General features: G+C 48.6%; 24 protein-coding genes and 2 pseudogenes. 13 read left to right on the forward strand and 13 right to left on the reverse strand.

Annotation, left to right across the window (positions count from 1 at the left end; all coding sequences use genetic code 11):
• Positions 1–361: 361 nt before the first annotated feature.
• From Q0380_RS06285 to Q0380_RS06300, 4 genes are all read left to right on the forward strand, one after another.
• Positions 362–1,828, forward strand: a complete 1,467-nt coding sequence (locus Q0380_RS06285; RefSeq protein WP_297942885.1) for an aldehyde dehydrogenase family protein — start codon at positions 362–364, stop codon at positions 1,826–1,828.
• 137 nt (positions 1,829–1,965) lie between these two features.
• Entirely contained in the window at positions 1,966–2,268 is a 303-nt protein-coding gene (locus Q0380_RS06290; RefSeq protein WP_298961510.1) for an EexN family lipoprotein, read from the forward strand.
• Positions 2,269–2,892: 624 nt separating this feature from the next.
• Positions 2,893–4,257: a hypothetical protein gene (locus tag Q0380_RS06295; protein WP_298961513.1), complete on the forward strand. Its 1,365-nt coding sequence runs from the start codon at positions 2,893–2,895 to the stop codon at positions 4,255–4,257.
• 656 nt (positions 4,258–4,913) lie between these two features.
• Entirely contained in the window at positions 4,914–6,134 is a 1,221-nt protein-coding gene (locus Q0380_RS06300; RefSeq protein WP_298961516.1) for a thiamine-phosphate kinase, read from the forward strand.
• 295 nt (positions 6,135–6,429) lie between these two features.
• On the opposite strand, the gene Q0380_RS06305 is transcribed toward Q0380_RS06300, so the two are convergent.
• Entirely contained in the window at positions 6,430–7,536 is a 1,107-nt protein-coding gene (locus Q0380_RS06305) for a PQQ-binding-like beta-propeller repeat protein (protein ID WP_298961519.1), read from the reverse strand.
• A gap of 242 nt (positions 7,537–7,778) precedes the next feature.
• On the opposite strand from Q0380_RS06305, the gene Q0380_RS06310 reads away from it, so the two are divergent.
• The 6 genes and pseudogenes from Q0380_RS06310 (at position 7,779) to Q0380_RS06335 (ending at position 12,875) form a co-directional block, all read left to right on the forward strand.
• Positions 7,779–8,216 carry a DUF417 family protein gene (locus tag Q0380_RS06310; protein WP_298961522.1) on the forward strand — a complete coding sequence of 146 codons (438 nt, stop codon included), beginning with the start codon at positions 7,779–7,781 and terminating at the stop codon, positions 8,214–8,216.
• 479 nt (positions 8,217–8,695) lie between these two features.
• Positions 8,696–9,007 (forward strand): annotated as a pseudogene (locus Q0380_RS06315) (isoaspartyl peptidase/L-asparaginase); the annotation flags it as partial.
• Positions 8,996–9,244, forward strand: a complete 249-nt coding sequence (locus Q0380_RS06320) for an isoaspartyl peptidase/L-asparaginase (protein WP_298961771.1) — start codon at positions 8,996–8,998, stop codon at positions 9,242–9,244. The pseudogene Q0380_RS06315 and the gene Q0380_RS06320, both read left to right, overlap by 12 nt.
• Positions 9,245–9,268: 24 nt before the next feature.
• Entirely contained in the window at positions 9,269–10,384 is a 1,116-nt protein-coding gene (locus tag Q0380_RS06325) for a WG repeat-containing protein (RefSeq protein WP_298961525.1), read from the forward strand.
• 316 nt (positions 10,385–10,700) lie between these two features.
• On the forward strand, positions 10,701–12,194 hold the full coding sequence (locus Q0380_RS06330) for an RNA ligase (protein WP_298961528.1): 1,494 nt from the start codon (positions 10,701–10,703) through the stop codon (positions 12,192–12,194).
• A gap of 84 nt (positions 12,195–12,278) precedes the next feature.
• Complete coding sequence (locus tag Q0380_RS06335; protein ID WP_298961531.1) at positions 12,279–12,875, forward strand: phosphoesterase; 597 nt, start codon at positions 12,279–12,281, stop codon at positions 12,873–12,875.
• Positions 12,876–13,227: 352 nt separating this feature from the next.
• Here the strand turns inward: Q0380_RS06335 and Q0380_RS06340 are convergent, their stop codons facing one another.
• The 12 genes and pseudogenes from Q0380_RS06340 to Q0380_RS06395 all read right to left on the reverse strand — a co-directional run bounded on the left by Q0380_RS06340 (position 13,228) and on the right by Q0380_RS06395 (position 22,792).
• Positions 13,228–14,448, reverse strand: coding sequence for a hypothetical protein (locus Q0380_RS06340; RefSeq protein WP_298961534.1), 1,221 nt, complete (start codon positions 14,446–14,448; stop codon positions 13,228–13,230).
• A 232-nt stretch (positions 14,449–14,680) separates the two neighbouring features.
• Positions 14,681–14,910 (reverse strand): annotated as a pseudogene (gene nrdD / locus Q0380_RS06345) (anaerobic ribonucleoside-triphosphate reductase); the annotation flags it as partial.
• A 518-nt stretch (positions 14,911–15,428) separates the two neighbouring features.
• Positions 15,429–15,962 carry a DUF1104 domain-containing protein gene (locus Q0380_RS06350; RefSeq protein ID WP_298961537.1) on the reverse strand — a complete coding sequence of 178 codons (534 nt, stop codon included), beginning with the start codon at positions 15,960–15,962 and terminating at the stop codon, positions 15,429–15,431.
• Between the two features lie 398 nt (positions 15,963–16,360).
• Positions 16,361–16,906, reverse strand: coding sequence for a superoxide dismutase family protein (locus Q0380_RS06355; protein WP_298961540.1), 546 nt, complete (start codon positions 16,904–16,906; stop codon positions 16,361–16,363).
• A 65-nt stretch (positions 16,907–16,971) separates the two neighbouring features.
• Positions 16,972–17,640, reverse strand: a complete 669-nt coding sequence (locus Q0380_RS06360) for an ABC transporter permease subunit (RefSeq protein ID WP_298961543.1) — start codon at positions 17,638–17,640, stop codon at positions 16,972–16,974.
• Entirely contained in the window at positions 17,637–18,050 is a 414-nt protein-coding gene (locus tag Q0380_RS06365; RefSeq protein ID WP_298961774.1) for a substrate-binding domain-containing protein, read from the reverse strand. The genes Q0380_RS06360 and Q0380_RS06365 overlap by 4 nt, the downstream gene beginning before the upstream one ends.
• A 44-nt stretch (positions 18,051–18,094) precedes the next feature.
• The gene (locus Q0380_RS06370) at positions 18,095–18,340 is read right to left on the reverse strand and encodes a hypothetical protein (RefSeq protein WP_298961547.1); all 246 of its coding nucleotides are present in this window, start codon (positions 18,338–18,340) and stop codon (positions 18,095–18,097) included.
• A 116-nt stretch (positions 18,341–18,456) separates the two neighbouring features.
• The gene (modD, locus tag Q0380_RS06375; RefSeq protein ID WP_298961550.1) at positions 18,457–19,308 is read right to left on the reverse strand and encodes a ModD protein; all 852 of its coding nucleotides are present in this window, start codon (positions 19,306–19,308) and stop codon (positions 18,457–18,459) included.
• A 2-nt stretch (positions 19,309–19,310) separates the two neighbouring features.
• Positions 19,311–19,808 carry a nitroreductase family protein gene (locus Q0380_RS06380; RefSeq protein WP_291938251.1) on the reverse strand — a complete coding sequence of 166 codons (498 nt, stop codon included), beginning with the start codon at positions 19,806–19,808 and terminating at the stop codon, positions 19,311–19,313.
• A 688-nt stretch (positions 19,809–20,496) separates the two neighbouring features.
• Positions 20,497–21,162 carry a ThiF family adenylyltransferase gene (locus tag Q0380_RS06385; protein ID WP_298961556.1) on the reverse strand — a complete coding sequence of 222 codons (666 nt, stop codon included), beginning with the start codon at positions 21,160–21,162 and terminating at the stop codon, positions 20,497–20,499.
• Complete coding sequence (surE, locus tag Q0380_RS06390) at positions 21,155–21,934, reverse strand: 5'/3'-nucleotidase SurE (protein WP_298961559.1); 780 nt, start codon at positions 21,932–21,934, stop codon at positions 21,155–21,157. Before surE ends, Q0380_RS06385 begins: the two co-directional genes overlap by 8 nt.
• Before the next feature lie 357 nt (positions 21,935–22,291).
• Positions 22,292–22,792: a hypothetical protein gene (locus Q0380_RS06395; RefSeq protein WP_298961562.1), complete on the reverse strand. Its 501-nt coding sequence runs from the start codon at positions 22,790–22,792 to the stop codon at positions 22,292–22,294.
• Between the two features lie 68 nt (positions 22,793–22,860).
• Here Q0380_RS06395 and Q0380_RS06400 point away from each other — a divergent pair, with 68 nt between their 5' ends.
• From Q0380_RS06400 to argC, 3 genes are read left to right on the forward strand one after another with little or no spacing between them, the layout of a single operon-like run.
• Positions 22,861–24,048, forward strand: a complete 1,188-nt coding sequence (locus Q0380_RS06400) for a lipid-A-disaccharide synthase (RefSeq protein WP_298961565.1) — start codon at positions 22,861–22,863, stop codon at positions 24,046–24,048.
• Between the two features lie 48 nt (positions 24,049–24,096).
• Positions 24,097–24,588, forward strand: a complete 492-nt coding sequence (gene greA, locus Q0380_RS06405; protein WP_298961568.1) for a transcription elongation factor GreA — start codon at positions 24,097–24,099, stop codon at positions 24,586–24,588.
• Position 24,589: 1 nt separating this feature from the next.
• Positions 24,590–25,597 (forward strand): N-acetyl-gamma-glutamyl-phosphate reductase, encoded by a 1,008-nt coding sequence (argC, locus tag Q0380_RS06410; RefSeq protein ID WP_298961571.1) that lies wholly within the window; start codon positions 24,590–24,592, stop codon positions 25,595–25,597.
• Positions 25,598–25,618: the final 21 nt, after the last annotated feature.

Below are 25,618 nucleotides of genomic sequence, written 5' to 3' on the forward strand. Positions count from 1 at the left end.
ACGAAGCCGAGTTCAAAATTCCGACGGAGCCAAATTTTAAAATTTTAACGCAACCGAATTTCAGAATTTAGCAAAGCCAAATTCTGAAATTTTATCGCAGCCGAATTTCTGCTCTCGTTTCGTAAACGTTACCTTTTGAAATTTCGCCGCTCGCTCTCGGTTAAATTTCACACCGCTTCAAAGCCGCTTCAAAGCTCCGCTGTCGCGCACGCAGATCAAATTTTAAAATTTCGCGCGCGTCGCATTGCTTCTCAAATTTGCACACCGCGAAATTTTAACCGATTTTCGCTCCGAAATTTATGCCGCATTAACCGCCGCGGATATATAATAGCGAATGTCATATTTCACGTAAGGAGTAAGCATGGCTACAATCCAACCAAGCTATAAGCTTTTCATCGACGGCGAGTTTGTGGGTGCCGAAGGCGGCGCGAGCCTAGACGTTTTTAATCCCGCTACCGGCGAGAAAATTTCAAAGATCGCAGATGCTAGCAAGGCGGACGTCGATAGAGCGGTCGCCGCGGCCCGCAAGGCGTTTGAGAGCTTCCGCCGCACTAGCGTTTATGAGCGCAGCGCGCTGCTAAATAAGATCGCCGACGTCCTAGAGCAAAACGCCGAGTTCATCGCGACCGTAGAGACTATCGACAACGGCAAGCCGATCCGCGAGACGCGCGCGGTCGACGTAGCGTGGTCGATCGAGCATTTCCGCTATTTTGCGGGCGTGATCTTGGGCGAGGAGGGCAGCGCCAATATGCTAAAAGAGCGCTATCTATCCGTCGTCTTGCGCGAGCCGATCGGCGTAGTAGGACAGATCGTACCGTGGAATTTCCCGTTTTTGATGGGCGCGTGGAAGCTCGCTCCGTTACTTGCCGCGGGCGATACGTGCGTGTTTAAGCCAAGCTCCGAGACCAGCCTTAGCATTTTGGAGTTTATCCGCCTAATCGCGCCGCTGCTTCCAAAGGGCGTCATCAACGTCGTAACCGGTAAGGGAAGCAAGGCAGGCGAGTTCGTCCGCACTCACAAAGGGCTAGATAAGCTCGCGTTCACGGGCTCTACCGAGGTTGGAAGAGGCATAGCGCTAGCCGCAGCGCAAAAAATCATCCCCGCTACGCTTGAGCTCGGCGGCAAGAGCGCAAATATCATCTTTGACGATTGCGACTTCGACGTTGCGATCGACGGCGTGCAGCTGGGGATCCTTTTCAACCAAGGTCAAGTCTGCTGCGCGGGAAGTAGAATTTTTGTGCAGGAGGGCATCTACGATAAATTCGTACCGGCGCTAGTGGAGAAATTTAAGCGCATCAAGGTGGGCGATCCGCTCGATCCGAACACCCAGATGGGATGCCAGATCAACAAAAAGCAAGCCGATAAAATTTTAGAGTACGTAAAAATCGGCGTAGAAGAGGGCGCTAAGATCGCCGTGGGCGGCAAGCGACATAGCGCGGGAGAGGCTTTTGTCGAGCCTACGCTACTCGTGGACGTGCGCAACGACATGCGCGTGGCGCAGGAGGAGATCTTCGGTCCTGTGGGCGTCGTGATTAAATTTAAAGATCAAGACGAGCTCGTCCGCATGGCAAACGACAGCCTCTACGGACTAGGCGGCGCCGTATTTACGCGCGACATCGCAAAAGCGCTCACGGTCGCACGCCTGCTTGAGACGGGTCGCGTGTGGGTCAATACCTACAACCAGATCCACGCGGGCGCGCCGTTTGGCGGCTACAAAGAATCGGGCATCGGTCGCGAGACGCACAAGATGATCCTGGAGCACTACACCCAGACCAAAAACATCTACATCGACACGATCTCCAAACCGAGCGGCTTTTACGAGCAGTAAGGCTTAGCGCGGTATTTCGGGCTACGTTTCGGGCGGTTTGCGCCGCCCGAAATTTTATTCTGCTTTAAAAGACAATATAAAAAACGAAAATTAAGTTTAATAAATATACAATTAGGCACCATTTAAAAGGAGAAAAAATGAGACGAATTTTTTTGTTGAGCTTTACGGCTATCGTAGGCTTAGGTCTTACCGGGTGCAAGGAAGACGAGCCTAAAAAAACGGTTGCGGATTATCTGCTCGCGCCGCTAGAAGCAAAAGCAAAACTAGAGCTTTGCGAGAAAATGCAGCCAAAGGATGTGATCAACGACAAAGAGTGTAATAATGCAAACAAAGCAAGAGATTATTTAAAGCACCTTAACGGAGATCCCAATAGACATTGGTCTGAAGTGGATTTTTATATAAAGCACCCTGAGCGAATTAGCGAGGATCTTAAAAAATAACAATCAATCTTTGAAAGTAGTAGCGCAAATGCGCTAATAATGGTCTTTCTGAAGCGGAATTTAAAGAGAGAAAGGGAGCGGAAGTCTTAACGGCGAGCGTTAAGTAGCTTCAATTTTTTCTAATTCTTCGGAATTTTTCCAAATTTCATTGCAGCTTTTGCAGCCGCGTGCGTTCAAACGTCCGATATGACTTTTGTCGCGGGCGGCTCGACAAAAACATTACTTGACTTGCTACGCTTACGCAGCGTTTAAATTTAATCTTGCCGGCGGCTACGGCTAAATTTTAAAATTTCAAGCTCGCCGTTTTAAAGAGCCGTCATCTGCGCGAGTGAGCGTAGGCGGGCGCAAGCAAGAAATAGCCTCAGGCGCTGTTTTATCGCAGGCCTCCGTCCGCATCAAGTAGTCATACCGAGCCGCATCAAAGTCTCAAAGCTCATGCGATTGCCGATTTTGCTATCGAGCCGTACGCAAGTCCGCGCCCAAACTTGCGCAGCTTACGAACGTCGCTCGGTAGAATTTTAAAATTTTATCTAGGCTAGCTCGCCGCTCTGCGCAGACGCAAGCTCCGCCGCGGAATTTAAACTTTGTTTTGCTATAATTGAGCTAAAATTCCGAAGGTCACCTATGAAAATTTTACCTTACATCGCGCTCGGCCTGCTCCTTGCCGCCTGCACGCAGGTCCCGCCGCCTGCCGAAAACGCCCATGCCGCAAACGGCGCCGTCGTAAAGGATGCCGACAATTCTACCGGTGCAGGTAATGCCGTCAAAAATTCCGCCCCGTCAGAGGTTTCCATGCCAAAAAACATAGCCTCCGCGAATGCTGCCGTTAAAAATTCCACCGCGTCTTCTATGCGCGAAATTTGGAGATTGCTAGAAAATGCCGATCGGGCGCTGCTTGCTAAAGAGATCTCTCGCGCCGAAGAGCTCGCCGTGCGGGCACAGGAGCTTAGCGAGCTAAAGCGCATCGAAGTAGGGCGGATTTTTAGCAGATTTATTCGTGCGCGCATCGCGCTGCAGCGCGGCGATACCGACGCCGCCGTCTCGCTGGCGACGGACGCAAACTCCATGCGAAACGGGGTAGCGGAGATATATGCCGATGCCGTAAATTACGAGAGCGCTTATACATTCGGGCGCATCTACGAGGCTCGCGGCGATCGTAAGGGCGCTGTGCGCGAATATGGGCGGGCGCTGTTTGTTTGGACTATGTTTTTGCAGAGCGATCCCGTGCGCGCGGAGGAAATTTTCGCCCGATTGCAAGCGCTCGTGCCCGATCCTTATGAGGCCGAAGGAAGAGCTGGCGGCGCGTGCGAGTATCTGCGCGCTAAGGCTAGCTCCGCTTTGAATGAGCCCGCTCCTGAGCCCAAGCGTCGCGCACTGCGAGATTTGGCCGCATGGGAGGCGCACTGCTTGCATCTGCGCCCGTTTATAGAGGACGGATCGGACGAGCGCGCGCGTAGGGCTTCGCTCGCGCGGGATTACGCGCAGCTGCATGCGGGGCTGGGCGAGTGTGCCGCCGCGCTAGAGCATCTGCTTGTCGCAGCGGAGCTTTCGGATGCGACGGAGCCCGATACGGGCAGGCTTTATCTACAGATCGCGCGACAATTTTTGGCGATTTACAAAGAGGCGGGCGCGAGTAAAATTTCTATGAGCTATGCGCAGAAAAATCTAGCCGCGGCGCAGGATTATGCGGACAGATCGGTAAAGCTCTACGAGGGCATGCGCGACACCGCATACGAGCACTCGGGTTACGACGGGCACGAGATTTTAGGCGAGATCGCGATGATACGCGGCGATCCGTCCGCGGCGCTGAAGCATTTTGCGGCGATGAGAGACGACGCGGCGGCGCTTTTGGCATATCAGCGGCTGCCGGCCTATAAGCAGGCTCTGACCCACGCGCTAGAGCTGCTCGCGCAGTGCTACGATGCGCTAAAAGATCGCAAGAGCAAGGAGGCGGTTCTGCGCGAGCTTGCGGAGCTAAAGAAAAGCTAGCGGGTTACCGGGCGGCGGCGTTTCGTGAAATTTTGCCGCTGCGCTGCGACGAAATTCGGCTTGGGGCGTTGTGCGGTTTGAGCGCTTGAGGCGCGGCAGAATTTTATGCCGTTTGAAGGCGGTGCGGGCTTGCGGCGGGTTAAGACCGCACGGCGGAGCTCGCGCTTTTAAAGCCCGATTTTGAAAGCAAAATTTATACCCGCGCCGTAGATTTGAAGCAGCATGCGTGCCTGCGCGGCGATTTGTTTTCGCAGCGCATCGTCTTTACATTGCGGCCATTAAAAGCCGCAATTTTGCTAGCGTATGAAGCTTTGCTGGCGCTTTTGAGCGTGCTATGAACGCGGTTCGGTGCCGCGCGAGCTAGAGCTAGGCTTTGGGGACTGCTTGTGCGGTGGGCACCGTTTTATCGCAGACCTCGTCCGTACCGAGCCGCGTTAAAGCCTCAAAACTCACGCGATTTCTAATTTTGCTATCGAGTCGCACCGAACCGCAGCCAAACTCGCGCGGCGAAAATCTAAATTTACGCTATAATCTTACAAAGCGGAGCGTAGAACTCCTGCTGCGCGTGCGCGACGAAATTTAAATAAAGGCCCGCAAATTCGGGCTTCTTAGCTTTCGCGAGGCTGCGGCGTAACGCTAAATTTAACTGAGGGCGCATGGATAAAGAGCGGTATATTTTTGAGAAATTTAGATCGAAGTTTAACGGCGATGATTGCGCCGTAATCGGCGAGCGAGCGTATTGCAAGGATCTTTTCGTCGAGGGCGTGCACTTCCGCCGTGGCTGGCTGAGCCTGCGCGAGATCGGCGCAAAGGCGATGCTCGTAAACATCTCGGATATGATCGCGACGAATGCGCGCGCCAAATACGCCCTGCTGGGGCTTGCGCTGCCGCGCGAGATCGGCACGCGCGAGATCGACGAGCTGTGCGCGGGCGTGAGCGAAACGGCGCGCGAGTGGGGCATACGGATCATCGGCGGTGACACGATCGGCTCGGATCGCATCGCACTTAGCGTGAGCCTGATCGGCAAGTGTAAGCGCCCCGTGTTTCGCAGCGGCGCGCGCGCGGGCGATCTCATCGCGTATACGGGTGAGCTAGGCAGCGTCGGGCGCGATCTGGCGGTGCTTTTAAGAGATGAAATTTCGCCCACTAGCTCGCAGACGCAAAACCGAAACGATAAAATTTCGTCGGCGCAAGACCCAAGCGATGAGGTGCAAAGCTCGGGCGATAAAATTTCACCTGCGCGCGCCGAGCTGCAGAGCCTGGACACCGAAACTTCGGCAATACAAATTTTAGATCTTGAGCCGCAAAGTCTGGACGATAAAATTTTTCCTGCGTACGTCAAGCCGCAGAGCTTGGATGCCGAAATTTCGGCGCAAAATTCCGTGTCGCATAGCGGAGAGGATCGCAAGAGTCCTACGGCGCAAAGCCTCGCATGCGAAAATTCTACATCGCAAAGCTCCGCATGCGAAAATCCTGTGCCGGGTAGTGGCTCATATCGCTTACGCGAGGATCTGCGCGCAAAAATTTCAAAGAATTCGCGCTTCGTCAGACCCGTTTTGCATGATAAGTTTTTTTACAAGGCGGCGAAGTTCATCAGCGCGGCGATGGACATTAGCGATGGGCTCGCGCAGGATCTGCCCCGCCTGCTGGAGGCTAGCGGCGTGGGTGCGCGCTGGATCGCCCGCCCTAGCGAGGCTGCGCTGCAAAGCGGCGAGGAGTACGAGATTTTGTTTAGCTTCGTGCCGAAGTTTTTGCCTAAAATCTACGCGATTGCCGCTAAGGCGGGCGTTTCGATCAATATCATCGCCGAGGTTTGCCCGCGCACGCCGCAAAGCTCTATGGAATTTCGCGGCAGCTCGCACCACTTCGTGCCTTGAAATTTGCCGCGACCGCTTTAAATTTTAAGGCACGGGATTTGGATTTCAGTTCGAAACGGCACGCAAAGCGAGTAAATTTTACTTAGTAAGTGAGCTACGGCGTGCTTTATACCAAAGAATTCGCGGTTTTTGGCATTTTCCGAATGGGCGAGAGATGGGATGCGGCTCGCAAGGGTGCTGCGGCTAGCGGACATGAGACTTAAATAGGTAAATTTCATATCCAAAGCGTTCGACGCTTCAAGCCTTGCGTTTAAATTTAATCTACAACTATAAGCCGAATTTTAATCTGTCCAATTTAAATATCCGCGCAGACCGCATGCATCGCGGCTCCGTCGTTTGCCACGGCGTAGAGGCGCCCGCCGCTAGCGAGCATGATCTGATCCGAGCCGAATTGAAACTTGCCGAATTCCACCTCTTTTAAGATCGAGCCGTCGTCCGCGCTAATCAAAACGGGCTTGCCGCGGCGATTTGCGAGTAAAATTTTATCCTCGCACCACGCGAAATGCTCGGTGCCGCCGGTGTCAAGCTTAAAGATCACCTCGCCGCTTGCCGCGTCTACGGCATATAGATGCCCGCCCTTGCCCGCGGTGCCGAAATACAGCGTCTCGAGACCCCGCCGCTTACCTTGCGCATCAAAATGCGACGCCGCTGCGCCGCGCAGGCAGACAGGCGTATATAGATACGCGCCGAGCTTCAGCCGCCAAAGCGTTTTGCCTTTTGCGACCGCTTTTTTGCGCGTTTGCTTGCCGCCGTTTGAAATTTTATCTTTCGCCTCGCTCGTTTCATTGCGTGGATCGCTTTTGCTCGCTTTACAAACAGCCGCCGCGCCGACATTTTCGGAGGAATTTTTTAAATTCTCGCCCATTGTGCCGCTAGAATTTGGCGTGCCGCCTAAATCAGCCGCCGCATCGTTTAAATTTGACTCGTCCTGCGAAGCTATGCACTCCATCATAAAGGGCGAACTCATCCGCACGGCAAAGCCCTCAAATTCGTAGGTTCGCGCATCGTTGTAGATCTGCTTCACGGGCGCAGGAGCGTCGCCAAGTTCGCTCATTTCGCCGTCTTGTATTTTGATGAGCTTTGCGGGCGAATCGACGAAGCCCTCGTAGTATCTCGTATTTAGCACGAAGTGGCCGTCCTGCGGGTAACAAAGCGCGGAGGCGGCAGAGAAAATTTCGCGCTGCTCGTAGGCAAGCACCGATCTTTTATGTTCGCTAAAATCGCGCGAAAATGTATCTAGCAGCACGTAGCTGGGCGTTAGCTTCGCGGCGGTATTTTGCTCGCTAGGGGCCGCAAAGGCAAAGTGGACGAAGGCAATCCGCTCGCCCATCTCATAAATGCCCGTCACGCCGTGTCCGCGAAACTCCACGCCTTGCATCGCAAGAGGATATGATTTTAGCATTTGCGGCTCCTTAAAATTTGAAGCGATTATAGCTTAAATTTGGGCGCGAATTTTAAAATTTTGTATGCACGCTAAAATTTTACGGCGTGCACATTAAATCATACGATGCGCACGCTAAAATTTTACGGCGCGCGGCATGGAATTTCAAATTTTGCGGAGCCGTAGATTTGAAATTTCGCCCCTTCACGTAGCCTACACGCAAGCTCGCTATCATACCGCTACACAATTTACAAAGGAGCCGTATGAGGGAGATCGTAAAAAAATTTGTCGCAGGCGACGCGGATATTATATTCGCTAGACTTTCCGTTATCATCGTGCTTGCCGTGATGGGTAACTACAAGTGGTTTGAGTTCGAGGTGGAGGCTTTAAAGCCGCTCTTTTCGCAGACGTGGCTTTCGTTTTTACCGTCAGCGCTCGGGGACGCCGGCGCGAGCTATTTTTTGGGCGTGGTGGAGACCGTGGGTTATCTCTCGCTCATCGCGGGCTTTTTCAAGCCGAAGGCGGGCATCGTGGGCGATCTCATCGTGATCGTCATGGCGCTGACTACGCTCAGCCTACTGCCGCAGCTGGGCAAGATCGACGGCTTTATTTTTAAAGACCTTTTCTTGCTAGGCCTTGGCTTGGTGCTGCTAAAATACGACCTGGCGCGCCTTTGCCGCGGAGAAAAAAGCTGCGATTGAGCCGTCAAAACATACTGGCGTCGGTTCCGACGCAACACTAAATGATTGCGCACGGCGAGCTTGAGGCGTTTTGATTTAAAGCTTTTTTCAAACTCTTTGATCGAGAGCCCGCCTTGCTAGCATTTATGCGCTTTGCGCTTGAACTCGCTCGCATACCATCGTTTAAAATACGGCCGCGCGCTAAAATTTTATGACGCACGGTTGAAATTTATCAAGCTACAGTAATTAAATTTTGCCAACGCTCAAACTCAAATTTATAAAATTTAAATCGATCCATCAGATTGTGCTACAAATTGAGTCGCGTTAAATTTGACGGCGAAAGCTTAATCCTAAGCTCAAAGCATTAGATTTAGATCCAGCCAAATTCGCATTTGATTAAGCGAAACGAAAAGCGCAAAGTTATATCATTCCTTAGAAATTCTGCAATTTTTTCGAAAGGGCGAGATATGAAGCACTTTTCACTCTCAAAGGCCGTTTTTATGGCGGCGAGTTTGACCCTGCTCGGGCTAACGGCTGCGAATGCGCAGGAGAAATTTTCCCCAGTTATCGTCATTCACGGCGGCACCAGCGGACTTGATCTAACCAAAGAGGAATTTAAAATCCGCGAGGAGCCGATGAAAAAGGCGCTTTTGGCGGGTCAAGCCGTGCTTGAGAAAGGCGGCAGCGCGATGGATGCCGTAACGGCGGCGATAATGGTGCTTGAGGACGATCCGAATTTCAACGCGGGCAAGGGCGCGGTATTTACCGCCGACGGATTTAACGAGCTCGACGCCTCGATTATGGACGGCTCGACTAAAAAAGCGGGCGCGGTCGCGATGGATAAAAATGGTAACCTAGCCGCGGCGACCAGCACCGGCGGCATGACAAATAAAATGACCGGCCGCATCGGCTCATATCAAAGATGCAGCGACAAGGAGCTAGACCTTGCTATCTCGAAAAAAGAATTTATAGATAACTTCCTAAAACAAGACGCCGAAGAGGGCTTTAGCTTCGAGCAGACGCAAGAGCTGCTGGGCGGGATAAATTAGCCTCAAATTTACAAAAGGACAAAAATGAAAAAAATTTTAGCGATGCTACTTTTAGGCTTGCTAGGTCTTGAAGCTAAAATAATTGGGCAGGGCGAGCTAGCGGACTACGGGCTGGTTTTTGCGGACGGTAACGCCGTAGATAAAGACGGCAACATAAAAGCCGTAGGTAAAAATTTTATGGTCACAGGAACCTTTTCTGACGGTCTTTGCGTGGTTTTTATAGGCGAACAGACCTTTTTTATGGACGAAAGCGGCAGACTTGCCTTACGTTTGGCGCCCGGTACGGGCTTTAAAACTAGCTTTACCGAGGGGTTAGCAGGCATCGCCAAAAGCGGCAAATTCGGCCTCATAGATAAAACAGGTAAGGTCGTAGTAGAACCCAAATTTGACGATATGGGTATAGCCTTCAGAGATGGCGCGATAGTCGTGGGTGAGATGAAATACGGCAGGATGAAATACGGCTACGTGGATAAAAACGGCAAAACAATCATTCCTCCGCGCTATGACGAGGTAAGGTCGTTTTCCGATGGACTAGCCTCGGTGCGCATCGGCGATAAATGGAGCGTGATAGACAAAAGCGGCGCTACCGTTTCAAAGCTAAATTTCAACTACCCATTAAAGTTTACAGAAGGCTTAGCATCCGTAAAATTTAACGGACTTTATGGCTTTGTGGACAAGGACGCAAGCGTCGTTATAGAGCCTAAATTTGAATTAGCGTCGCTCTTTAGCGAAGGACTAGCGGCCGTAAAATCGGGCGGCAAATGGGGCTTCATAGACAAAAGCGGAAATTTCGCGATAGAACCGCGTTTTGACGAAGTAAATAAATTTAAAGAAGAACGTGCCGTAGTGAGGATCGGCGAGCTGTGGGGTATCATAGATAAAAGCGATAAATTTATCCTTGAGCTACAAAAATTCGACTATATATTTGATGAGTTTTACGGCGGAATGTTAAATTTCAAGGTAAATAGAAAAAGCGGTTGCCTAGACATAGACGGCAAGGTCGCCATAGAACCAAAATTCGATAGCATATTTGTTTTTGAGGGCAACGCGACGGCCGCTAGTGTAGACTACAAAAGCGTGTTTATCGATAAAAAGGGTCGAATTTTGCCTATTTCTTACTACTTTGAGATAGAAGATTGAGGCAAATTTGCGACGGTTTTGGCGAGCGCTTTGCTTCTTTTGAACCAACAAGCTGCATTCAGTCGCTAAAATTTCTCGCCTTTATGCCACATAACCCCCAATAGGCCTATTTTGCTAAAAAAATAACGTAAATTTAATTTTTACAATACGAGTTAAATTTGAAAATTTACATACTAAATTTTATCGCAGGCAATAAAACTTCGGTTGTTTTAATTTACTTTCATTCGTATTTAACTTTTGCCTTAAATTTTTGCACATGATAGCAAAATATGCAAATTTCAGGTAGAATATCGCCACATAAAATCAAGGCGGTAAAATGAGAAAATTTATAGTCGTTCGCGGACACGCGGGCTCGGGTAAAACGACTTTCGCAAAAGAGAAAATTAAAGAATTTAAAAACGAATACCCGCAGGCGCAAATTTATCATCTGGAAAACGATATGTTTCTAACCGATGAGATGGGGGTTTATACTTGGTCGCCGAAGCTTTTGGAGGATGCAAAGCGCAAAGTCGCCCGCGAGATAAAGCAGGCGTATAAATTTGTCCTGGAAAACAAAGATAAAGACGTTCTTATAGTGCTTAGCAACGTGAGCGCGCGCACCAAAGAGCTGCTAAGCCTAAAAGAGCAAGCCGCCCAAAATGGATTTATTTTCGAGTGCTTTAGAATGCAAAATTTCTTCGCCTCCGAGCACGGCGTCGATGAAGATACGGTGATAGCGATGTTTATCAAGGTCGCAAACAACAAAATAGAGGGCGAAATTTTGATCCCGCCCGTCAATCCTATGAGCGAAAGCGTAGCGCAAAAGATCAAAGACGCGGCGGCTCTAAACAGGCGCGATCTGCCCTTTGATACGGTGCAAAATACCTACGTAACGAAAAAATATATCGCCGCCACGCAGGATAAAAGGCTCTGGAGCGCGCGTCAAAGCGAGCTTTATCCCGAGCTTCGCACCTATAAATACTCAAAACGCGTCTTTTTCAAAGCCGATTGGGATAAGGCGTTGCTTGAGATGCGCGGGCTCATAATGGACGATGATCTAAATATCATCGTGCGTCCATTTAAAAAGGTCTATAACTACTCGGAATTTACCTCGCGCAAAAGCCTTTATCCTATCGATATCACAGACGATACGCCCGTGCTTGCCGTGCGAAAGGTAAACGGCTTTTTGGGGTGTTGCACCTACGTAGATATTGGCGAAAGCGGCGCGAGCTTTAACCGCCGCGTCATCTACTCCACGACGGGATCGACCGATAGTAGATTTGCGCAGATGACGCGCGAGCACTGCTGTAAATTTGAAGAGATTTTCAAACGCTATCCAAATAAAACTTTTTTATTTGAGATCACCGACGAGAGCGATCCGCACATCGTAGAAGAGGAGCTTGGCGAGACTTTTATCGGACTTATCGACGCTAAAACCGGCGCGCAAGAGAGCGAATTTGAGCTAGATAAGATCGCCGCAAGCACTGCCGGAGTGCTAAAAAGACCTTTTTATAAGGAGGGCGAGCAGTATCTAAAAACGAGCTTTTCGGAGCTAAAAAATATAGTCAAAGAGGCGAAATTCGAGGGCTTTATGGTGTATATCCCAAGCCAAAACGATTTTTGCTTTAAGATGAAAACGCCTTATTATCTCGTGAATAAATTTTTCGCTCGCAGTAAAAACGAAGCGCTTTCCGGCAAACTGGATAAAACCAAGCTTGATGAGGAATTTCACCCCTTGATCGATCACATCAAAGCAAACGAGCGAGAATTCAAATTCCTTGACGAGCAGGGCAAGCTAGGCTTTATAAAAGAATTTTTAGAAAAAGTTTAACGATTACCGTGCGAATATTTGACGCCGCGTAAATTTACGTAAAGCTCAAATTTGATGTAGCGATTAAAGCTTAAAGGAAAAATGATGATATTTTTTACCTCCGATTTGCATTTTTATCACGCAAATATTATGAAATACTGCCCTAAATTTAGGGCTTTTAACGACGTAGGCGAGATGAACGAAAAGCTAATAGAGCTCTGGAATGCCGTAGTGGGGTCCGAGGATACGGTTTATGATCTGGGCGATTTTGCATTTTGTAATAAATTGAAGGATCTAAAAAGCGTCGCGCGCAGGCTAAACGGCTCGCATGTGATGATTTTAGGCAACCACGATACGCTCATTAGCCAAAACAAAGAAGCGCTGCTACGCGAGCTAAAAGAGGACGGAAATCCTATCTTTAGCGATATCCTGCACTACAAGGAGCTAAATTTTGACGGCGGCGCGGGCGCGATAAAGGACGGCAAAACGGGTATGAGCATCTGTATGTTTCACTATCCCGTAGAGGAGCACAACCGCGCCCAGGAAGGCTCTTTTATGCTTCACGGACACTTGCACGACCGCGCTTCCAGCCTGGAGGGGCGCATACTAAACGTAGGCTTTGACTCGCACGGCAAAATTTTAAGCTTAGAGGAGATCGTGCAAATTTTAGGGCAAAGGCAAATCGCGGCAAGATATTCGTGATCCGGGCTAAACACGGACAGCCGCAGCATTGATTTAAAGCGTAGCCGGCGGCAATATCTTTCAAAAGCACCCGCATAATACAGGGATAGGCAAAGGGCTCGGCGGCATCTTTATCGACAAGCACGGACACACGGGCTTTGCGTGGACGAAAGATAAGCTCGGCATGTATCACGGCGAAGCAAGACTCGGAGCTAAGCCGATCGTTTATTGGCCGCTAGGAGAGAAATAAGCGTAAATTTAGCTCTGTTTCCATCAGGCACGGCTAAATTTAAACCTACATATAGTTTGTCTTTAAGTGAATCTCGATAGGCAAACAGCATAGTTTATGTTTATATTAAAATACAAACATAAACTATTTCAAGTCTGATTTTATTTTTTTATTAAATATATAAAAAAAGCATATCTCAAGTTGTAGTAAAGATACAAATCTAATAAATAATTCTACACATATCTGCATATATCGACCATAATGCATAGTGTACCTTTTTAAAGATTCTTTGCCAGATTTATATTCCAAAACATCATTGTCGATCATTTTAATATTCCCATGATGAGAGGCATTTCTCAATTTATTTGTCAAAAAATCATCAAAAAAAATAAACATTTCCGTATTTTTAAAGTTTTCGGTTTTTTTTGACTTATCGAGCCCACAATACTTTGACAAGGTCAAATTACAAAATTCATCAAATCGCCTTCCTTTATGTATGTTATGCAAAAGAGAAATAAAAATTATATTTGAAGTATAGGCTTCATATAAATTTCCATAAAACATCTTAGTTCTATGGAAATTATGATTTGCTATATTTATATCAAGATTTATATCAAGCTTATGGTTTGTATACATTAAAAAAGGTCTAAAATCATTGTATAAGTCGAAAAAGTCACTATATATATTAAAAAACTTTTCCATATGATCTACCATCAAATTATCTCTGTAGTATTCCATTAGTTTTAAAAACTCTTTTCTTTTACTCTTTTTACTTTTATACTCTTGTACTAGTTTTTCGGCAATTTTATTATATTTCAAACATTCAGGCGCTAGCACTGTATTATTAAAGTCAAAAAGTATATCCTCAAAACCACAAACACCTTCTATGGTTATACTTTCATATTTTTTTAATACATCTTCAATAAAATTATTATTATTGTTATTCTTCATCTGCCATGCTTGCTTAACAATTCTCCAATTTTTTTCTAAAAAAGTAAAGTTAGCCACTAATACCCCCTCGGCAGAACCAGAATATGAAAATCTTTTCTCTAATATTTTATTTAACTCTAATACGCTATAAAAAAAACCATCTTTTTTTGTAGATAAAAAATCTTGATGAAAATTTTTTATTAAATACTTTTTATTATCATCTGGGAATAAACTATCTTGAAAATCACTATAGGAGCAATTTTCTAGGTAATCTATAATTGCTTGCGGGGGTTTAGCTGTTATGGAAAATTTTATATCAGATGAACATTGATCACATTTAAATTCACACTCTTGATACTCTGTATACCCCATACCAAAGCGTACTAAAATATTTCTACCACAAGTATTACACTTAATTTTATATCTAAAAGTCATTACAAATTCCTTAATTTCTATACTATACAAATTCTCAATCATATGGGTTTGTAAAATAAAAAATCGTATTTTACATAGTTTTCGTCTTTAAAGTCTTTAAATTCCATATCTTTCTTTCATAAAATACCGTTTCAAATTTTTCCAAAACGGTATTTTATCATCTTATGGGATTTATTCTTATTAATCTAAAATAATTTAATCAGGAATTTGCCGTCTTAAACTCCGCCAAAAGCTACTCGTCGCATTTTGGGCAGTATTCGTGCTCGCCGCTGATGTAACCGTGTTTGGCGCAGACGCTAAAAGCAGGCGTTATCGTGATATATGGCAGCTTATAGTTGTTTACCACACCGCGCACGAGGTCCTTGCAGGCTTCTACCGAGCTGATCGCTCTTTCATATACAGGTGCAGCACCGTGCCGCCCGTATAGGAGCTTTGCAGTTCATCTTGCAGATCGAGTGCCTCGTCGTAGCTTTTACTGCCGCTTACCTCGTGCCCCGCGCCGCGCATGTAGGTGCACATCATGTCTAGCAGCATCCCCTCGTCCTCGACGATCAAAACTCTTGCCATGGCCCGCCTCCTCGCGTAGAATTTTTGAAATTATACCCTGTGAAATTCCACGTAAAAATTTAATTGCAAAATTTCAGGGCAAATTTTATCGTGGCTAAAACGGCACGTCTTGGCTCTAAGGCACGCTTCGTAAATTTAGATTGCTCGCCTGGTAATTAATTTACGCAGTGCGCCAAGCGGCGCAAGAGGCTAAAATTTTACGCCGCGGAATTTTAAAATTTATAGGCAAAACGCCGGAGCTTTAAAATTTCGCCGCGCAGAATTTCAAAACCTCGCCTGCACCGATAAAATTTTGTGAAATTTCATCGACTCGCATAAGCTTCAAAGCTAAATTTTAAAATTTCTACGCCGCGATTTGTTAAAACAAAATTCCGCGCAAATGCTGCGCGGAACTAAATAGCTTGCGCGGGCGGCTATTGCTGCGTCATAGGACACGGAGCGGCGCCCGCGTTTTGATTGCACGGCATCGCGTCTCTCGGAGGCATTGCTCGCCCCGCGTCTCCGCCCATTCCTTTAGGCGGCATATGACCGCACTCTCCTGGAGCTGCCTGCGATCTGTGCGGACCGAACCCGCGAGCAGGCCTTTTAAATTTGCCGAAATTGCCGCGATCTTTAAGCTCGATATCCAGCCTATCCGCCTGCTCGACGCTTAGCTTGCCCGCCTGGGCGTTATAGTTTTTTCTAAACTCGTCTAGGAATTTCTCGCGATCCTCGACGCTCATAGCGTCCAGTTTCTTTTTAAACTCCGTCTTAAATCCGCGCTTAAGATCCCTTGCCTGCGCTCTTAACTCGCCTGCGCGCTTATCGATCTCAAACGCCGCTTCGCTTAGGCTCTTGGCGTCCGCGCTAGCGACTGCGGCATTGATCTGCTCGGGAGTACTATTTTGAAAATCTGCGGCGAACAGCACGCCCGCGACTAAAACGCTTGCTAAAACAATCTTTTTCATTCTCTCTCCTTTGTGAAAGTTAGCGTGATTGTAGAAAAAAGTCGTGAAGAAAAAGTTAAATGAAGCCCGCGCTGCCAAAATAGCTCGGCGCTGTAAATTTAGAGTGTTGATTTAAATTTGAAAAATTTTGCGATGCTGTTGCGGCAAAAACAGGGCGTAATGCGCGCAAACGGAGTTAAATTTTAAAATTTTAAGCGGGAGGGGGTGCTGCGCGGCGCGCAAATTTAATACAAAATTTCGCGCTGCATAGATTGCATTAAAAGCCCGCCGCGTGTAAATTTAACGGCAAAGCGGGTGTGTCTCGGCGCTGCGGACGGCGAAATTTCATCGCGTAAATTTAACCGCAGGGCTGCTAAATTTAGAAATTGCGGATGATTAAATTTCATCCGCAACGAAGCCTATTTTATGACGCCGCAGACCATTCTAGCGCCGCCGCCGCCGAGTGGCTTCGGATGGTCGCTGTGGTTATCGCCGCCTACGTGAACCATTAGCGAGTGGCCCTTTAGCTCATCTAGGCTCTTGATCTTCGGAGCCAGCACCGGATAGACCGCATTGCCCTCAGCATCCACGAAAAGCGCAGGCAGATCGCCCTTGTGGCCGCTATCATCCCAAGCAAACGAGTGCTTTTTGGTATCGCTCGGATCCCAATGGCCGCCAGCTTTCATGCCTAAGCCCTTCTCGGTCGCGCCACAGTCGGCGTTTTGATGTACGTGAAAGCCGTGCACGCCGCTAGTAAGACCCTTTAAATTCGGGAAAAACGCCACGCCGTAGTTTGTCTCGACCGCTACGACCTCGCCGACGGCTACATTACCTTTCTCGCCTAGCTGCTCCATCGCGATGACAAGGTGCTTGCCGGTCTTAGGGTCGAAATTTTGCATATCGCCGTGCTCGTGAGCGATCAAGGCGCTTGCGACTAAAATTGATGAAATTAGAAATTTCTTCATGATAAATCCTTTAAAATGAAATGCGAGTGCAATTTTATCCAAAAATACTTAAAAAATAATTTTTCTTATTTAGATAAATTTTGCTTTTTATCTAAAAGACTTATCGCGAAGAATAAGATCAAGCTGAAAATTACGAGCAAAACGCTTAAAATCAGCGCTCGCTCGTTCTCTCCGTCATACACGGCACCCATGATCGCAAGGCTTAGCGTGTCGGTTTTGCCCACGATATTTCCGCCTAGCATCAGCGTGATGCCCACTTCACCAAGCCCGCGCGAGAGCGCTAAAATGAGCGCGGAGCCGAGCGTTTTAAGCGAGCTTGGAAGGATGACGAGGAGGAAAATTTGAGCTCTGTTTTTGCCCAAAATTTGCGCGGCTTCGATTAGGCTCTTCGGAAATAGCTCAAAGCTCGCGCATACCGGCTTTACAAACAGCGGTAGCCCGACCAAAAATGCGGCGATTACTAATGAAGAAAAGTTAAAAACGATGTCTAAATTTAATGCAGAGCCGATAAATCCGCTCTTTCCAAAAACATAAAGCAGCAAAAATCCCGTCGCGATCGGCGGGAAAATGAGCGGAAAAATCACTAAAATTTCGACGATCTTTTTAAATTTGGCTTTGCTGAAAGCTAAAAAATACGCAATTGCTAGCCCTGCCGTAATCAGCAGCAAAAAGCTGCAAAACAGGGCTTTGACGCTTAAAAGCAAAGGATGCGTGATCCAAGCGATGTCGCTCATTTAAGACCGAATTTTGAAAAAATCTCTTTTGAGCGGTCCGATTTAAACTCCTCCATTACCTTTTCGCAAAGCGCCTGCTCGCCGCACGCGCTAAGCCTTGCGATGCCGATGAATGCGGGGCTGTAGAGGCTCTCGTCGATGTAGATGATCGAGCCGAACTCATCTTTTTTGGCGACCGCCTCGGTGCTGTTGATAAAGCCTGCTTGCACCTCGCCGTTGATGACGTATGCGACTACTTGCGGCACGCCCGCGACGGCTAAAATTTTATCTTTTACCCCATCCATCTTGGCGTTTTGCAAAAACTCATTCGTCCTGATACCGTAAATCGCCTTTTTAGGATCTGGCATGGCGATCTTATCGAATTTTGCGATTTCCGATACGTCGTTTATTTTGATATTTTTCGGCGTCACCAAAACGAGCGTGCCGCGCCCGATACGTTCAAATTTAGTGATATTTAGATCGCTTTTTTTTTCAAAAACGCCTCGTCGCCCACGATGAATGAAATTTTATTCTCGCGCGACTGAATGACGAGCTGGCCGAGGTTGGCAAACGATCCCACCACGTCCATGCCTTCTTTTTTCAAATTTTCGATCACGGCCGAGACGGGCTTTTTGTATCCGCCGCCGGCCGCGATTATCAGCTGATCCGCGCAGAACGAAACGCTTGCCGCAAGCGCCAAAATAAATGCAATTTTTTTCATGAAAATCCTTTTTTTAAAATTTTAAGAATTCTACAAAATATACTCTTATTTATTAATAAATTGCGTTTTTTATGCCCTATTTTAGACTTTTGCGCCTTAAATTTAAAATTTAATATTTATATAAATTCTATCTTTCCACTAAGATCGCACACGCCTTGATTCCAAACCGCCGAGCTTACGAGCACGTCCGCGCCGGTAGCTGCAAACTCTGCGCAGTTATTTTTATTTATACCGCCAGCGGCGCAAATTTTAATCTGCGGCGCCGCTTCATCTCGCCTCAAAACGCAGGCTCTAAGCTCGCCCGGGCTCATCTTATCGCACATTATCACATCGGGTGCGTAGCTTAAAAGTTCGCTAAATTCGCGCTCGCTTGCCACTTCGATCATTATCTTTCGCTCGGGCGCGCGCTCTTTAAATTTAGCGATCTGCGCGCAAAACTCGCTAAAGCTCGCAAACGCGCGAATGTGATTTGAAAAAAACAGGATGCTGTCGTGCAACCCTAGGCGGTGCATCGTCCCGCCGCCCGCGATCAGCGCATTTACGCAAAGCTCCTTCGCAAAAGGAAAGCTCTTGCGCGTCGCACCCAGCACGCAGCGCGGATTCGCCTCTTGCATCAGTGCAACCATCTCGTGCGCGTAAGTAGAAATTTTGCAGGAGTACTCAAACACGATCTGAACGATCTTCCAAGCCTTATGCAAACTCTCGAAGCTCCCCTGCGCGCTAAAAATTTCTTCTCCCGCGCAAAATGCGCTTCCCTCGCGCGCTAGATGCTGCGTCTCGCAACCAAAGCGCGCCGCTACTTCGCGCGCGATCTGCCCGCCGCTAAAGATCAGATCCTGCCTCGTTACGATCGAAAGTCTTGCGGGCGCGTTTAGATCCACGGAGTCTTGCAAAAGCTCGGTCGTAAGGTCCAAAAACGCACCGTCGCTAGCGATTAGATCGTCGATTTTACTCTGCGAAATAAACATATCTAGCCTACGAAGTGAATTTTAGCGGGCTCAAAGCGCGAGTGCGCCTTTGTGACGCGAGACGGAAAGCCCAAAGGCATAATGCAAAACGCCTCCAAATGCCCAGGCAGATCCAAAATTTCTCTTACGCGCTCCATCGCGTAAATATCGGGCGCTACGCCCAGCCACGTGGTGCCAAGCCCTAAATGATGCGCCGCCAGCCAAAGATTTTCTGCCGCACAAGCGCAGTCGTAGCGAGCGTAGGGTTGGAATTTTAAGCCGCTTTTGCGCGTGCAGACCACGATCGCAAGCGGCGCATCTTTCGTGCAGCCGCCGTAGGTGCCGACGCTGCTAAGTAGCGTAAGCGTGGTGCGGTCGCGTACTACGTAAAACTCCCATGAGCGCTGGTTGCCCGCGCTAGGGGCTTGCATCGCGGCTTTTAGCACGAGCTCAATCTGATCGTCGCTCGGCATTTTCTCGGTAAAGTTTCGCACGCTCGTGCGTGTAAAAATTTCATTCATCGCTGCTCCTTTAAATTAAATTTCTAAATTCCGCTTTTTGCGAGCGGTAAAAAATGGAATTTAGAAGTAGGCTTGCCGCTGCGTTTGCTTGAGCCCTGCTTACACTTTACGCTTATTTAGGCGCTACGCGGCGGCTGATGCACGCTAATTTGGTTTTGCTTGCCTGAGCGCGCCTCTTTTTGCATCGGAGAGCACGCGAAACTGCGATAAAATTTTACCGCGCTACTATGAAAATCCGCCGCAAAGAACATTTGCGTAAACTTGGCTTGCTTAAATTTCGCTCACGAGCAAGCTCGTGACCCGCCTATTTAAATTTTTAATCCTAGACCGCTATTTGGCGCCCGCTAAAACGGCGCACCGCATACTATAGATATGCACGCGTAGCTTGTGTGATCTTTAAATTTTATCTCTCGCCGAGCCTGCGCTGAGCTTTGCGGATAAAATTTTATCCTTCGCTGCAAATTAAATTTCACATTCGCGCCGAGGAAATTTTGTCTTCGTCGTCCGGTAAAATTCCGCTTTCGCCGCTTTTGAATTTTAACCGCATCGCGCGCCGCAAAGCACCAGCTAGCCGTACCGCATGCAAAGCGCGCTCGGATCGTAAGCTCAAAATATCTAAAATTTAACCGCTAAACACGATCAGGCAGATCCACACTCCGAAACGCTATAAAATTTTAAGCGTTTAAATTTATCGCTCGCCTATCAGCCTGCGCACGACGTAGCTTGCGATGAAAAGCCCGAAGCTCGCAGTCACGCCCATGAAGCTACCCATCGATTTGACGCGCGGCGGCTCGCTCGAGCAGACGACGTCAAAATCGCCCGCAAAGCCGCGCTTTCGCAGCTCAGATCTGATCTTGCGCGCGAGCGGATCGCCTTGCGTCCGCCAGATTGAGCGGATTTCGATTTTAGCGGGATCGAGCCTCTTTGCGCCGCCCATCGAGCTTACGAAGCCCGCGCCCGCCTCGCTGCAGCGCAGCGCAAGCGCGATCTTGGCGCCCACGTCGTCGATCGCATCGATTACGAAATCAAATTGCGCCAGATCAAATTCCGACAAAAATTCCTCATCGATCCTAGCGGCGATCGGCGTCACGCCTTTAAATTTGCGCGCAAAAACCTCGCATTTTAGCTCGCCTACGTGCTCGCTTCCAAGCTGGCGGTTTTGATTGGTGATCTCGAAGCGATCGCAATCGATCGCGCTTAAACCTACCGCGCCGCTGCGGTACAGCGCCTCTATCGCCGCTCCGCCCACGCCGCCGCAGCCGCAGATTAAAATTTTAGCGCTTTGCAGCCTTGCAAAATCCTCGCCAAAAAGCAGGCGCGAGCGCGAAAAGCGGTCTATTACGACCTCACTCATCGTTTCTCATCCACCTTTCTAGCGCGCTCATCTGCTCGTGCGCGGTTAAATTTAGCTTAATCGGACTTAGCGTCGCCCGCCCCTCAAAAAGTGCCGAAATGTCGCTGTTTTCGTTTTTGCTCGCATCAAAACTGAGCGTAGATTTGCCGAGCCAATAATACTCCATCCCGCGCGGATTGCGGTTTAGCTGTGCGTCGGTGTCGTAGAGCTTCTCGCCGCATGGCGCGACCGTTAGTCCCTTAAAATCTTGCTTTGAAACGGCAGGGACGTTTAAATTTAAAAACTGCTTTGGCGGCAGCGGAAAGCCGTTTTTGAAAATTTTTCCCACCAAATCAACCGCAAGCTCGCATGCGAGATCAAACCCGTATCGCTGTAGCGAGTCCGCGACGTAAAACTGGCTCACCGCAAGCGCGGGAATGCCTTGCAAAACCCCCTCCATCGCGCCTCCGCAAGTGCCCGAATAGGTCACGTCCTCGGCGACGTTGGCGCCGTGATTTATGCCGCTTATCACAAGATCGGGCTTGCGGTTATACAGCGCGCGGAGCGCCAAATATACGCAGTCTGCGGGCGTAGCGTCGTCGAGTTTGAAAAATCCGTCGTCGAGCTTTACAAATCTAAGCGGGCGTGTGAGCGTGAGCGAGTGCGAGCATGCCGATTTTTCCGAGCTTGGCGCTACGATGGTGACGTTTGCGACCGATCTTAGCGCGCTTGCAAGTTCTAAAAGACCGCGCGCTTCGAATCCGTCGTCATTGGTGATTAAAATTTCTTTCATTTTCTCTCTTTAGCTAAAATTTCACGACAGGCCTATCGGGGCAGAATTCCGTCTGCAAAAATTCTAGCGCTCAATTCTTTACTATGCAAAAATTGCTACTTAGCTTGCGCGGCGTAAAATTTCATCGTGCCAAATTTTTTCGCAAAAATTCCATCACGAAACTTAGATCACAAAATTCATAGAAAAATTCCGTCTTTTTGCTACAAATTTTATAGCCTGCTATGCAATTTCATCGCCTAAATTTAGTTTTCGAAATTCCTTAAATTTTGCGACCGCACTCCGCAACTCGCCGCAAAATCTCGCCTTTTAAATTTTCGCGCCGATGTAAATCCGCGGCATAAAATTATGCGAGATATTCTACAACCCCGCTTTACGGCATATCTCCTCGCTCACCTGCGAATCAAGTAGGTGCGAGCTCGGATAATCGTAGAAAAATCGGTGCACTTCACGCACTCCGCTTCGCAATAAAGCTCGCGTACTAGGTGCGTTGCAGTCATTTTCGGTAATATCCTTGGTTAGCAGTTTGAGATATTTTTGCCGATCGGAGCTTTTCAAGCTCGCCCAGCCAGGGCTTAGCGAGTAGGCATAGATCAGATCGCTTCCTTGCGCGCTAATTTCTTCGAGGAAGGCAAACTGCGCGACCTTAACGTGAGACTTGGTGCCGCCTACGTCTGCTGCGATCTCGCTAGCTGCGGCTTTAGCGACGAGTGCGGGCGAGCCTAGCTTACTAAGCGCCTCAAAACGCGCCGTTACTGCGGGATCCTCGGTGACTTGACGCTTTTGGTATTTAGCCGCGCCGCAACCGCCCAGCAACATCGCGAACGCGCCGCATAGCGCTAAAATTTTAAAATTTCTCATCTTAAATCCTTTGTCGGCTTAATTTTAGCACATTTTGCTATAATTAACAAAAATTTAAAAGGCTAAATTTGAAATATTTAATCTCTTGCCTAGAACCCTCGGCGAATCTGCATTTTAAAGAGGTTCTAGCGCATCTTAAAAGGCTCGATCCCGCTTACGAAATTTGCGGAATTTTCGATGAAAAGCTGGGCTCGCCGATATACAAAAGCAGCGAATTTTCGGCGATGGGCTTTATAGAAATTTTGCCGCTGATTTTAAAAGCCAAGCGCGCGATAACGCAGATGACGCGACTTGCGGCGGAATGCGATCGCGCGCTTTTGATCGACTCGCCCGCATTTAATCTGCCGCTTGCTCGCGCGATCAAAGAAAGCGGCGCGCGCGCGGAAATTTCATATTATATCCTGCCGCAGGTTTGGGCGTGGAAGCCGCACAGAGCGGAGAAGCTGAAGGCGTTTTGCGATAATCTGCTCTCCATCTGGCCTTTTGAGGCGAAATTTTTCGGCGCGGATTGCGAGGGAGATAAAGGTGCCGTGCCGCAAGAAGCGGAGAGCAAAGATGCTGCAGCACAAGAAACAAAAGATAAAGACGCTGCGCAGAAAGAGAATGCCTCGCACCCGAGCGAGCAAAGCGCTAAAACCGCAAAGTACTCTTTCGTGGGACATCCGCTGCTTGACGAGATAAAATTCCAAAAAACAAGCTACGAAAAGCAGGGCAAGATCGCCTTTATGCCGGGCTCACGCAGAGCTGAAATTTCAAGACTGATGCCGATTTTTAGAGCCCTTGCGCCTAAATTTGAAAATAGCGAGCGAACCTTGATAATCCCGCCGCATCTGATGGATCAAAGGGATGAAATTTACGGGCCTCTGGACGGCTTTAGCATCGCAAACGATACTCCTGCTACGCTTAAGGATTGCGATTTTGCCTTCATCTGCTCTGGCACGGCGACGCTTGAGGCGGCGCTCATCGGCACTCCGTTCGTGCTGTGCTACAAAGCGCGCGCGTTTGACGTTTGGCTCGCGCGAAAACTCGTAAAGCTAAAGCACGTGGGGCTTGCGAATATTATTTTTGATTTTTTGGGCGAGGAGCCGTTACATGAGGAGCTTTTGCAAGGCGAAGTAAGCGCGCAAAACCTACTCGCCGCATACGAGCGCTGCGACGCCGCTAAATTTAAACTTGCGAGCGAGAAGCTGCTAGATTATCTGAAATTCGGCTCCAGCGAAAACGTGGCAAAAATTTTAACGCAGTCTGCGAGCTAAAATTTTAAGGCTAAAGCTTATATAATTTGATAAAAAGAAAGGAAGATTATGACGACAGAACCAATGACGCTTTACGGATATGAAAAGATCACCTCCGAGCTCAAGGAGCTTCAGAGCGTGAAGCTACCTCACATAGTCCAGCAGATCGACATCGCGCGCGGACACGGCGATCTGAAAGAAAACGCCGAGTACCACGCGGCGCGCGAAGAGCAGGCGTTTCTGCTATCGCGCATCGCCGAACTTAGCGACATCGTCTCTCGAAGTAAAATCATCGACCCCTCGACCTACGAACACGACCGCGTAAAATTCGGCTCCACCGTTACCTTTATGGACGTAGAGACCGAGCGGGAGGAGATCTACACGATCGTAGGCCTTAGCGAAGCGGATATCTCGCGCAAACTTATCAATATAAACACTCCGCTTGCGCGCCAGCTTTTAGGTAAAGCTGAGGGCGATGAGGTGGTGCTTCAGCTCCCATCCGGCACGCGCGACGTAGAAATTCTAAGCGTTGAATACAGGCCGATCAAATTTGGAAAATAAGATGAAAAAAGCGGGAATCATCGGCGTTAGCGGCTATACGGGGCTTGAACTGATTAAAATTCTACTTTCCCACCCGGGCTTTGAAATTTCGTATTTAGGCGCCTCGACGCAGGGCGAGATAAGCGAAATTTTCCCGCAACTTCGCGGAGTTTTGCAGATGCCGGTACGAGTTGCCGATGCCGCCGATGCCGCAAAGGCGTGCGATCTTATTTTTTTGGCGCTGCCGCATGAAAAAGCGATGAAATTTGCCCGCGAAATTTTAAAATTTAAAAGCGTCAAGGTAGTCGATCTATCCGCCGATTACCGCCTAAGCCGCGAGCTTTACGAGAAAAATTACACCGCGCATTTAGACCCTCGTAATTTAGCCCACGCCGTTTACGGACTGCCTGAGCTAAATCGCGAAAAGATCCGCGCCGCGCGCCTTACGGCAAATCCGGGCTGTTATCCTACCTGCTCTATTTTGGCGCTCGCGCCGTTCGTGCGGCTACTAGATCCTAGTATCGGCGTATTTATCGACGCAAAAAGCGGAGTAAGCGGCGCGGGCAAGGCTCTTAAAACGAGCAGCCATTTCGTAAGCGCGAACGAAAACGCGGGCGCCTACTCGCCGATCTCGCATCGCCACGCAGACGAGATCAAAGAGCAGCTGCAAATTTTAAAAGGCAGCGAATTTAGCACGATTTTCGTGCCGAATTTGCTGCCGATTACGCGCGGAATGCTAGTTAGCGCGTTTGGCGTACTGCAAAAGAGCGTGGACGCAGAGGCGGTGCTGCGGGAGTTTTACGCAAATGAGCCTTTCGTGCGCGTCCTAAGCGAGCCCGTGAGTATAAAAAACGTCGCAGGGACGCACTTTTGCGATATTTTTATAAAAACTGCCGGCGATAAAATTTGGATTAACTCGGCGATCGATAATCTTTTGCGCGGAGCATCGTCGCAGGCGGTCGCAAACGCAAATTTAATGTGCGGATTCGCCGAAGCTACGGCGTTGCCGCGTATCGCACACGGAATTTAAGCGATGAACTTTTTCGCAAAA

This window comes from uncultured Campylobacter sp., assembly GCF_937959485.1.
Classification (GTDB): domain Bacteria; phylum Campylobacterota; class Campylobacteria; order Campylobacterales; family Campylobacteraceae; genus Campylobacter_B.

Excerpts from the sequence above, each read along its gene's own strand:
- Q0380_RS06285 (WP_297942885.1), top strand. The coding sequence starts at position 362 with ATGGCTACAATCCAACCAAGCTATAAGCTTTTCATCGACGGCGAGTTT.
- Q0380_RS06290 (WP_298961510.1), top strand. The coding sequence starts at position 1,966 with ATGAGACGAATTTTTTTGTTGAGCTTTACGGCTATCGTAGGCTTAGGT.
- Q0380_RS06295 (WP_298961513.1), top strand. The coding sequence starts at position 2,893 with ATGAAAATTTTACCTTACATCGCGCTCGGCCTGCTCCTTGCCGCCTGC.
- Q0380_RS06300 (WP_298961516.1), top strand. The coding sequence starts at position 4,914 with ATGGATAAAGAGCGGTATATTTTTGAGAAATTTAGATCGAAGTTTAAC.
- Q0380_RS06305 (WP_298961519.1), bottom strand. The coding sequence starts at position 7,536 with ATGCTAAAATCATATCCTCTTGCGATGCAAGGCGTGGAGTTTCGCGGA.
- Q0380_RS06310 (WP_298961522.1), top strand. The coding sequence starts at position 7,779 with ATGAGGGAGATCGTAAAAAAATTTGTCGCAGGCGACGCGGATATTATA.
- Q0380_RS06320 (WP_298961771.1), top strand. The coding sequence starts at position 8,996 with ATGGACGGCTCGACTAAAAAAGCGGGCGCGGTCGCGATGGATAAAAAT.
- Q0380_RS06325 (WP_298961525.1), top strand. The coding sequence starts at position 9,269 with ATGAAAAAAATTTTAGCGATGCTACTTTTAGGCTTGCTAGGTCTTGAA.
- Q0380_RS06330 (WP_298961528.1), top strand. The coding sequence starts at position 10,701 with ATGAGAAAATTTATAGTCGTTCGCGGACACGCGGGCTCGGGTAAAACG.
- Q0380_RS06335 (WP_298961531.1), top strand. The coding sequence starts at position 12,279 with ATGATATTTTTTACCTCCGATTTGCATTTTTATCACGCAAATATTATG.
- Q0380_RS06340 (WP_298961534.1), bottom strand. The coding sequence starts at position 14,448 with ATGACTTTTAGATATAAAATTAAGTGTAATACTTGTGGTAGAAATATT.
- Q0380_RS06350 (WP_298961537.1), bottom strand. The coding sequence starts at position 15,962 with ATGAAAAAGATTGTTTTAGCAAGCGTTTTAGTCGCGGGCGTGCTGTTC.
- Q0380_RS06355 (WP_298961540.1), bottom strand. The coding sequence starts at position 16,906 with ATGAAGAAATTTCTAATTTCATCAATTTTAGTCGCAAGCGCCTTGATC.
- Q0380_RS06360 (WP_298961543.1), bottom strand. The coding sequence starts at position 17,640 with ATGAGCGACATCGCTTGGATCACGCATCCTTTGCTTTTAAGCGTCAAA.
- Q0380_RS06370 (WP_298961547.1), bottom strand. The coding sequence starts at position 18,340 with ATGAAAAAAATTGCATTTATTTTGGCGCTTGCGGCAAGCGTTTCGTTC.
- modD (WP_298961550.1), bottom strand. The coding sequence starts at position 19,308 with ATGTTTATTTCGCAGAGTAAAATCGACGATCTAATCGCTAGCGACGGT.
- Q0380_RS06380 (WP_291938251.1), bottom strand. The coding sequence starts at position 19,808 with ATGAATGAAATTTTTACACGCACGAGCGTGCGAAACTTTACCGAGAAA.
- Q0380_RS06385 (WP_298961556.1), bottom strand. The coding sequence starts at position 21,162 with ATGAGTGAGGTCGTAATAGACCGCTTTTCGCGCTCGCGCCTGCTTTTT.
- surE (WP_298961559.1), bottom strand. The coding sequence starts at position 21,934 with ATGAAAGAAATTTTAATCACCAATGACGACGGATTCGAAGCGCGCGGT.
- Q0380_RS06395 (WP_298961562.1), bottom strand. The coding sequence starts at position 22,792 with ATGAGAAATTTTAAAATTTTAGCGCTATGCGGCGCGTTCGCGATGTTG.
- greA (WP_298961568.1), top strand. The coding sequence starts at position 24,097 with ATGACGACAGAACCAATGACGCTTTACGGATATGAAAAGATCACCTCC.
- argC (WP_298961571.1), top strand. The coding sequence starts at position 24,590 with ATGAAAAAAGCGGGAATCATCGGCGTTAGCGGCTATACGGGGCTTGAA.